Genomic DNA, 9,298 nt, shown 5'->3' with positions numbered 1-9,298 from the left:
GGTTTAACGCTTAAGTGTGAACTTACCACCGAAGATAAAGCCGTTAATATCGCAACGGCTGCGAAATCAGGCGGGCCATCAATGCGCTCAGCAATATCAAACGCCCAATCACTGATGACTTTAGGCAGCATGTCTTGCGTGAGTTTGGTGACGGTTGAGGTTTCTGATTTAAACGGTTTGGGTGCTTCCCATGGGTAGTTTGTTGGGGCGTATCGAGCAGCGCTTTGAGCAATGGCTTCCACTTCTTTGGCAGCCAGTGCGGGTTTGCAAAGTCGGGTATTCACCGAATGTAATACGGTGCTCAATGATGAAGCGGGAACACCTTGGTGAATGAGCCCACCAGCAATGCTCATCAATCGACTGTTCCGATGGCCTTCTGTAATGACATCTGAGGCACTTTGAAGGGCAGTGTTGGATTGATAGTGACTTTTCTTTTCTATACAATCGACGAGCCAATCAGGGGCATCTGCAATGGGTTTGGAGAGGTCAGAGTTTTCATCCCAGTTGTAGGTGCCTTTGTTGTCTAAGACCGATGGGCTCACAATAATATAGCCACCGTCACCACGAATATCGATGCCACTTCCTAATTTTTGAACGCTGTTTTTAATCACACATTGTTTGGGTAATTTAAAGCAATAATGTTTGCCACCACTGCCTGTGGTTTGCGAAACGGTATTCGGAAACGCACCGTATTGGGTGAACAGGTTTTGAAGCGACTCAAAGCCATTACCTTTAACATCAATATCCACTACAAACATACCGGATGGGTTGCCTGTTGGAATGCCGATGTTGGCGTTAGGCCACTTTTCCCACCATGTGGCAATTTGCGTTTGATGAGTTGTCGCATCTTTATAGCCATTAGGAGTTAAGGGTGTTTTGCCTCCAGCTGCGCAAGGGAAAACGGGAAAGCCGGCTCTTGCGTACCGAAGGGCGGGTATCAGCAATGGGGGAATGCTGAAAGCGTGTTGCATCATTTATATCTCCTTTTTAATTTAATGTGTGAGTACGGTGTTCTATCCAGGTATCGATTTCATCTAAATGCCATCCCACACAATGGGTACTGAGTTTGATTTGCTTAGGAAATCGATTGGCTTTCATTAATCGGTAAATGGTTGATTTGTTTATACCGACTTTTTCCTGCACTTGTTTAAGTCGAAGGATTTTCTTTTGCTGCTGCATTAAAGTTCCTCTTGTTGCATACGGATGTACGTCGTTTTATTGAGTTTTATTCGGTCTCAATGCGGGCATATTAACGCTAATTAATTTTGTGTCTAGGTCTTGAAAATTCATAAAAAAATTAAATACGTATCATTGCGTGTGAAGGCGTTTCTTTGCGTGTACTTACATGCGAAAAATAATTTTAAAAAATTGTTAAAGTTATTGGTTGTGCGCAAGTTGCTGTGAGGGAGAAGGGCTTTTCCCGGTTTATGGAGTGCGTGTTTCTAGGGATTTATTAAAAAATGATAGATTTGAATTCATATAGAGAAATAACACATGACTCAATCAAACATTAGAAATGGTTGTCTTAAAAGGTGTGGGTTATTAATGGATGTCTTTGTCTATCCTGAGTGATTGTTCCACTCATTAGGATATCGATGATTATTGATTGCACTTATTGAATAACGACTATCGAATTTCTAATAGCATTCAATATCAAAGAGAGTAAGTGCTGGTTTGTTTGATACTTCTATTTGTTGATTTAGATTGAAGCAATCATTAGAAATAATGGGTTTGAGTTTATTTAAAAAAGTAAAAATACGTAAGGGTAGGCACTCCAAAAACCGGAAAAAGGTCGGGCGACTTGCTTTAGAGTTGATGCTCGATAAAAAAAGGTACTTTTAGACCCCATACCCCGGCGGGTGCGTGGCCGCGCGGCGTTTCCTTTGTGCGTGGTTTTTGAACAGTTGTTTTTTGTTTCCAGTGCAAGGTGGTGAGCGGGTTCGATGTTAGGTTTCTGATGTTGGTAGGCGTTGTTAATTATTTACCTTGTTGCTTTTTTGCTCTATCACTAACCAACCTCTAAAGATAATTTCTGTATTCCTATCAAAACTATCGATTGACAACTCTATTGATAGAAATATCATAAACTCCGAAGTCTAATGATAGATAAAGGGAAAATTGCAAATGACTACGTACATCTACGCGAGAGTTTCAACGAAAGAGCAAAACGTTCAACAGCAAGCAGATTTTCTACGTGAGCGTTACAAGCATGATAGAGTCATCATGGAGTCATTTACTGGAACGAGTATAGACAGGCCAGAATTCAGCTCTCTGATTAGCTCACTTGAAGAAGGTGACTCCATCATAGTAAAAGAAGTAAGCCGCCTTGGGCGAAATACAGCGGAAGTAGCAGGGCTTATTGATAAGCTTAAGAAGCGCAAGGTCTCAATCAAAATTGACCAGCTAGGTGGTATCGATGTAACTTCAGCAGCAGGTAAAATGGTTGTTGATGTTATGGCTGCAATCGCTGAAATGGAAATTGAGAATATGAAGGAGCGTCAAGCTGTTGGTATTGCCAGAGCGAAAAAAGAAGGTAAGTTTAAAGGTCGTAAACCTGTCGACACGGCAGTGATTCAACAAGCAAAAGAATTGGTATCTAAAGGTATGACAAAAGAAGCTGCGGCTAAACAATTGAACGTTGGTGTTGCTACACTTTATCGTAAGTGGAACATTGTTTGAATAAAGAATTCGACATCAGTCGCGCTACACTGAATCGTTACGTTTTCTTGAGGTGACTTTACTAAACTTTCTCGTAGAGTCACTCTAACTCCCTACGGTGGAAAACCAAAAACCATGTTTGGTGGCAGACCCTCGTAGATTTTTTACTGTTTTTTTAGGGTGCTATCGATCCCAGAATTGATCGCTAAGCGGCGATAAGTTCAACCCTAAGTTCCCTATTCATAAACCTTAAAGTCCTCTCATACGATCGTTTTCGATCAATCACACCCTATCTCGCAATTAATAAGCCATTTTTAGTGAACATTAAGTTGAATTTGAGTCACTTGAGTGTCTTTGTTGTGGGTTTTTCAATGCTTGATTCCATCGTTTGTCAGCGTTTATTTTATAAAATGTTGCGATAGGACTTTTATCATTCACAGGAGAAAACGTTATGTTACCCAAGTTGCCCAACCTTGAAGACACACAAGCGTTACTGCGTTTTGTATTTGAGCATTATCAACAGACGTTGGAGCAAGATAAAGCCGCACATGACTTTTTAAGTCGAAAAGGATTTACAGAAGAAGCCTTTTTAAAACCTCACCTTGTCGGTTTCTGTGCTCGAACGCTAGGCTCGGTATTGCCTTCAAAAAATCATAAAGTAGGCCGTGAATATCGACAAGCACTCAATGCGTTGGGGCTCATGGATAATGGACGAGAAGTGCTACACGGGTCGGTGGTGTTTCCTTTGTTTGGCAATAAAGGCTTGGTGGGTGTGTACGGCCATAAGACGATGGCGAAACATAAATTGCGTAAAACATCGAGCGTTGAAACCTTGATATGGTTTGAACATGGACTGATGAATCAACATCGGTTTGTTGATGCGGAAGTGGTGCTTATTTTTGATAACTGTTTGCAGGCGTTTCAGTTTGCGCAGTACGGCTTTGTGACGACGGTATTGAGCTCCGCGGACGACTTTCAACACTTACGTCATCATGCGGTGAAACGTGCGGTGTTTGTATTAACGCAAGAACCCAAAGAGAGCGGTTTACACGTTGTGCGCATGCTGGCTTTAAGTCAACTTGGCGTATCGACGTGGCAATGTCGATTATCGAACGACTGGGCTTATCAACTGAAACAAAAACCTTCATCGGTGTTGATTGAAACGTGGTTACAACAGAGTGTCAGTGTGTCCGGTGAAGGGCAACTGATGATTCAGCCGGTGCCTGCGAATGTAACGGTTCAGCACACGCAAGAGTTACCGGCGCTGCAGAAGCAAGACAACGACTTGTGGTTTACCTTAGAGACACGACAATACCGAGTGAAAGGTTTAAGCGATGCGCAAGGGCAACTGAAGGTGAATCTTTTGGTGCAAACGGAAGACGGTTTCTTTGTGGATGTGTTGGATGTGTACCAAGCAAAACCCAGACAACAGTTTGCTCGAATGGCCAGCAAAGAATGCAAAGTGGATGAGTCTTTGATTAAAAGCGATTTGGGGCAATTAATGTTGGCTTTAGAAAGTCATTTGGTGAAACAAGACCAGCGTACTGTAAAAGTACCGACCATGAGCGACAAAGCCAAACGGGAAGCGCTGGACTGGTTGCACGCACCGAATTTAATCGACACCTTGCAACAGGAGCTTGATGATAGCGGCATTGTTGGTGAAGAGGACAATCGATTGATTGCGTATTTGGCGTGTGTGTCTCGTTTGTTACCGAAACCGATAGCCGTCCTTATTCAAAGTCATTCGTCGGCCGGTAAAAGTTCGTTAATGGACGGTGTGTTGCAACTCATTCCGAAAGAGGCACAGTTTGTTGTATCGTCGTTAACGGGACAATCGCTGTATTACATGGGCCAAGAGTCACTGCAACATAAAATCTTGTCCATTGCCGAAGAAGAAGGTGTCAGCTCAGCAAGCTATGCGTTAAAGTTGTTGCAGTCTCAAGGTGAAGTGACCTTAGCATCGGCCGGTCGCAACAAAGGTATTATCAGCACCGACAGTTACACGGTACGCGGCCCCGTGATGTTGTTTCTAACCACCACCGCCATTCAGTTAGACGAAGAGTTGGTGAATCGTTGTTTGGTATTATCGATTAACGAGTCGCAAACGCAAACGCAGCGCATTCATGCCTACCAACGTTTTAAGCGCACCTTGGCCGGTTGGCAACACGCTCAAAACACACAAGCACTGACTTGCAAGCACCATAACATTCAACGCCTGTTAAAGCCGTATCGAGTCTTGAATCCTTACGCCGAACAATTGCACTTTATGAGTCACCAAACTCGAACCCGGAGAGACCATGAGAAATACTTAACGCTCATCGATGCTATCGCGCTATTACATCAGTATCAAAGAGACGTGAAAACCTTTCAGCAAGGGAAGGAAAGCCTAGAGTACATTGAGGTGACTTTGGATGACATTGCTATGGCGAATCGATTGGCTGAACCGGTGTTTAAAAATACGCTGGATGAGCTGCCACCGCAAACTCGTAAATGCTTAACGCTGATTGAACAGTTTATCGAAGATAAGCAATCGGATGCGAACGAACCCATCGTGTTTACTCGACGAGATTTAAGAGAGTTTACCCACTGGAGCAACACGCAAATTCACATTCATTGCAAACGTCTTGAAGAGATGGAGTTGATTAAATCCGTTCGTCCGGTCAACGGTTACAAAGGCAAATATTATCAATTAGCCACTCAGGAAAACTCGAACGCTACAACCGTAACGCAAAGTGGCTTCAGGCTCCCGAAAAGTCCCCTGTAAGTCCGAAATTCGGTGTTCATTCGGGTTATACAGCCGAATGCTTCATGTCCGGTAGCAAGCCTGCTGTAGAGTAATTTACATCTCTATTCGGTCATTTTGACCCACACCAATCATCCCTGTTTTTAACCGACCACCGTCCAGCGTTGTGCAAGGCGGCTGGTCTTCTATTGTCTGAACCAAGGAGAACCTTATGAAACCCAGAGTTTGGGATACCTTACCCATTGCCGACCTCAGCCATCCGAAAGGGTTTGGTCGATTGTGTGATGATTATTTGGAAGATATGGCGGTGCAACGTTTCAGTCCGCGCACCGTGGAGGCTCGACGTAAAAGTTTGATGAAGTTTGTGCGCTGGTGTGTACTGCGAGACCTTGAGCGACCTGAACAGGTCACCACGCCCATCATCGATGCGTATCAACGGTATTTGCATCATTACCGCAAAGACAACGGTCAGCCCTTAAGTGCTGGCTCGCAGATTAACTTGTTGGTTGCGGTTAAATCGTTATTTGAGTGGTTAACAAAAAAAGGGTATTTGCTTATCAACACAGCATGTCACTTGGAGTTACCGAGTAATCGGCACAGCTTACCAAAGCATCTGTTTAGCGAAACTGAAATTAGCACCATTATGGCCCAACCGGATTTAAACACGCTGACTGGACTGCGTGACCGCACCATGTTTGAAGTTCTCTATGGTACGGCCATCCGACGTTTGGAAATGGTGAACCTCTTGTTGCACGATGTGGACTTTGAGTCGGGTGTGATTCGAGTTCGAGAAGGCAAAGGCGGAAAGGATAGGACAGTGCCTTTTAATGCTCGAACCGCTCACTGGCTAACGAACTATTTGGAAAACGCTCGGCCGGCTTTAAGTCGCAATCGACACAGCCCTAAGCTGTTTTTAAATTACTTTGGCGGAGCCGTATCCGCTTCTACCGTTTCGCAGCGTCTGAGAGACTATCTAACAAAAGCAGGCATTGCCAAAGTCGGTTGTTGTCATCTCTTCCGGCACACAACAGCTACCAAAATGCTGGAAAACGGAGCCGATGTACGAGTCATTCAAAGCCTTTTAGGTCATGCTAACCTCACCAGTACACAGATATACACTAAGGTTTCTATTAAGCACCTGAAAGATGTTTACGAACGGACCCACCCGAGCAATCAAGTGCTAACGGAAGGTGATTAAGCGTTTTATTCAACTGATGCATTCCTTATAATGCGGTGGGCTTTGTGCTCATCGCTCTTTTACATTTCCTGTTAACTTCCTCAAATTTCTACCGTCGACCCACTGTTCGATTCTAGGTGCAGTATCGTCTACAACGCCTTTAACAAACCCACCACCATCACGGTGGCCAGTGGCCAGCGCATCGATCCGGACGACAGCAGCACCACCGCAAGCAGCGTTATCGATTTCCGTTACGGTGCCGACCAAATGCGTTACAAGCAAGTCAAAAACAACAACGGGCAAGTCACCACCACGCTGTACGTTGGTAAGGTGTACGAAGAAGTCCGTACTAGCAACAAAACCGAAAAGAAACTCATCATCGATGACATTGCCATGCTCACCGAAACCCACATCAACGGTAACGTCAGCGAAGACTTAATGTTCTTCCACAAAGACCGTTTGGGTTCCACCACCGCGATGTTCGATACCAGCGGCAACATTCGGGAAACGCGCAGTTTTGATGCTTTCGGTAAACCTCGAACCGGTCAATTGGCCGACCACCCGGTGGCTAAGTTGTATCAATCCGAGCCAAGTTACGTGAAAAACACTCGCGGTTTCACTGACCACGAGCATATGGACGATGCACAACTGATTCATATGAATGGGCGGGCGTACGACTATAATCTGGGACGATTTCTGAGTGTGGACCCGTTTATACAGAGTCCGGGTAACAGTCAGAGTATGAATCCATATTCGTACATTATGAACAATCCGTTGGCTGGTACGGATCCGACAGGATACACTTCAGAAACGGGTTCGGAGCATTCTTGGGATATTACCAACTTTAAATCGATAACGGTTTACGAAGGTGGTCAAGCACACATTGAAATGAACAACGGTGAAACATTAACCGTTCAAATGTCGAGTGTGTCCAGTATTAGTGAGAGTATGGGACAAGGCGCAGGTAGTCGTATTAATAATACGGAAGTGACCACAGTTAAAACCTTTACCGTGAATAGCGGTCAGAAGAATCGTTCGGGGGGAAACTCAGCAGCTGCGGGTTCTGGTTCGAATAGCACGCCTGAAATGAATGGGCCGGGGGTTGACGGGAACTCTGGCGAGAAAAACAATGGTAATGCTTCTATAGATACAGCTAACGATGCATGTGCCACATGTGATGTTAAAGGAGTGCCTAAAGCAGCAGGGGCTGATTACAAATTAAAAACTGTAAATACAGATTGGAAATCCAAAGATTTAGTAAGTGCCAAAACTGTTGATGGTAAGAAAGTGATTAAAATTAGACTTTCGGTATCAGGATATAAGGCTGAAGAGGTTGCTAGTAGAGTAATGAAGTATTGGAATGGTGCGGAAGGCGAGTTTGAGGGTGAGAGCTATTTAATTGAAGCAGATATTTTTGCTGTAGAAGAAGACGGCGATTGGGAAACTCAAAAAATGAGCAGGAAAAAGGAAATGAAACTATATGAAAAGATTAACACAAACGGGTATAGGATAGGAGGGATCGTAGATCGTATTGGTGGCTCGCGAGTCACTTTCACAGGAGCATGGCGAGAAGAAGGATCTGCAGCACACGAGTTTGGACACGCTCTAGGATTAACTCATGCTCCGGAAAATAGTGGAAGTATCATGTCTTATGATGCGGAAAGGGTAGTGCAAGGAAAAGAGCTTAATTTGTTGTATGAGGGGTATAAATAAAATGGTAAAACCAATTATTTTTCAATTATTGTTAATGCTAGCTGGTGCTTGTTCTGCTAGTAATTTACAGCTTTCAGACTTAAGCTCATATTGGAGAACTGAAATCTTAGATTCGTTTTGGAATAGTAATGATAAAACGATAATTCTATATGAAAAGCCTGAACTTAATACACTTTGTAGTACTAAAGTCACTGAAATTGAAGCTGTTCTAGAAAAAAATAGTTTTACTGTAAAAGAAAAAACAGAATATAAATTATTCTCACAAATTAACAAAGTGGCAAATGAAGAGTATTGCAAAAGAGGACCTTATGATAACTGGTTTCAAGCAGATGTATCAATTCAGTTAATTGAAGTGGTGAAGTTAATAAAAATATTTGACGATAAATACAAAACACTGATGTTAAAAGGTGATGTGAAATTTAAATATGAAATAGAAGATTCATATGAGTTAGAAAAAGAACTTCTATTATTGAAATTAGATGATTTAATGGAGATTCGACTTTTAAAGAGCGAAGATAAAAAAGAAAGTTTTGCTTTAAGCTTCACCCCACAAAATGGATACTATAGGTCAATTACTTTAGAAATACCTAGGTACATAGATAAATTGACGGAAGTGAAAGTATATGGTGCATTGTAGCCAGCGTAGCGAGGATGCTAACCCACGAAAAAACTGAACCATTGCTTTAATTTATAGAAGAGAAGCTGAACCTCAGTGCAATCGTTGGGGTGTAGAGCACTGAATTCCTATCGTAGCTTTTCCAAATTAGCAGCGGTAGGGTTTCGATGTTTTACGGCCGTTTTACTACTGTAGTACCGAAGCCTGAAATGGCTGGATTAAAACCCAGCCTAAATCTTGAAAAGGACAAAGACAGGACAGCCACCACTTAGTTCCAAAGCCGATGCAACCCATCGGTTTCGTTCTTTAAAAAACAGCTTACCTTTCTAACACTCGCGGCTTTACTGACCACGAGCATATGGACGATGCACAACTGATTCATATGAATGGG

General features: G+C 43.2%; 8 protein-coding genes. 5 read left to right on the top strand and 3 right to left on the bottom strand.

The features are described 5' to 3' along the window. Both ACTUJY_RS20550 and ACTUJY_RS20545 read right to left on the bottom strand, forming a co-directional pair. Positions 1-974: bifunctional DNA primase/polymerase (locus tag ACTUJY_RS20550; RefSeq protein ID WP_463618014.1), on the bottom strand; the 974-nt coding region annotated here is incomplete at its 3' end. 13 nt (positions 975-987) lie between these two features. Then, a complete protein-coding gene (locus ACTUJY_RS20545) occupies positions 988-1,179 on the bottom strand; it encodes a helix-turn-helix transcriptional regulator (protein ID WP_463618013.1) in 192 nt (63 codons plus the stop codon). 945 nt (positions 1,180-2,124) lie between these two features. On the opposite strand from ACTUJY_RS20545, the gene ACTUJY_RS20540 reads away from it, so the two are divergent. The 3 genes from ACTUJY_RS20540 (at position 2,125) to xerC (ending at position 6,599) form a co-directional block, all read left to right on the top strand. Beyond that, complete coding sequence (locus tag ACTUJY_RS20540; protein WP_463618012.1) at positions 2,125-2,679, top strand: recombinase family protein; 555 nt, start codon at positions 2,125-2,127, stop codon at positions 2,677-2,679. Positions 2,680-3,109: 430 nt separating this feature from the next. Then, complete coding sequence (locus ACTUJY_RS20535) at positions 3,110-5,422, top strand: hypothetical protein (RefSeq protein WP_463618011.1); 2,313 nt, start codon at positions 3,110-3,112, stop codon at positions 5,420-5,422. Positions 5,423-5,612: 190 nt separating this feature from the next. Further along, entirely contained in the window at positions 5,613-6,599 is a 987-nt protein-coding gene (gene xerC, locus ACTUJY_RS20530) for a site-specific tyrosine recombinase XerC (RefSeq protein ID WP_463618010.1), read from the top strand. A 48-nt stretch (positions 6,600-6,647) separates the two neighbouring features. On the opposite strand, the gene ACTUJY_RS20525 is transcribed toward xerC, so the two are convergent. Then, entirely contained in the window at positions 6,648-6,860 is a 213-nt protein-coding gene (locus ACTUJY_RS20525; protein WP_463618009.1) for a hypothetical protein, read from the bottom strand. Between ACTUJY_RS20525 and ACTUJY_RS20520 the strand changes: the two genes are divergently transcribed. Further along, entirely contained in the window at positions 6,846-8,291 is a 1,446-nt protein-coding gene (locus tag ACTUJY_RS20520) for an RHS repeat domain-containing protein (RefSeq protein ID WP_463618008.1), read from the top strand. The genes ACTUJY_RS20525 and ACTUJY_RS20520 overlap by 15 nt on opposite strands. Before the next feature lies 1 nt (position 8,292). Further along, positions 8,293-8,928, top strand: coding sequence for a hypothetical protein (locus ACTUJY_RS20515; protein ID WP_463618007.1), 636 nt, complete (start codon positions 8,293-8,295; stop codon positions 8,926-8,928). The last annotated feature ends 370 nt before the right edge of the window (positions 8,929-9,298 follow it).

This window comes from Pleionea sp. WD8-19 (assembly GCF_055326765.1).
The sequence above is the reverse complement of the archived record's forward strand: the minus strand, read 5'-3'. Positions and strand labels throughout refer to the sequence as shown.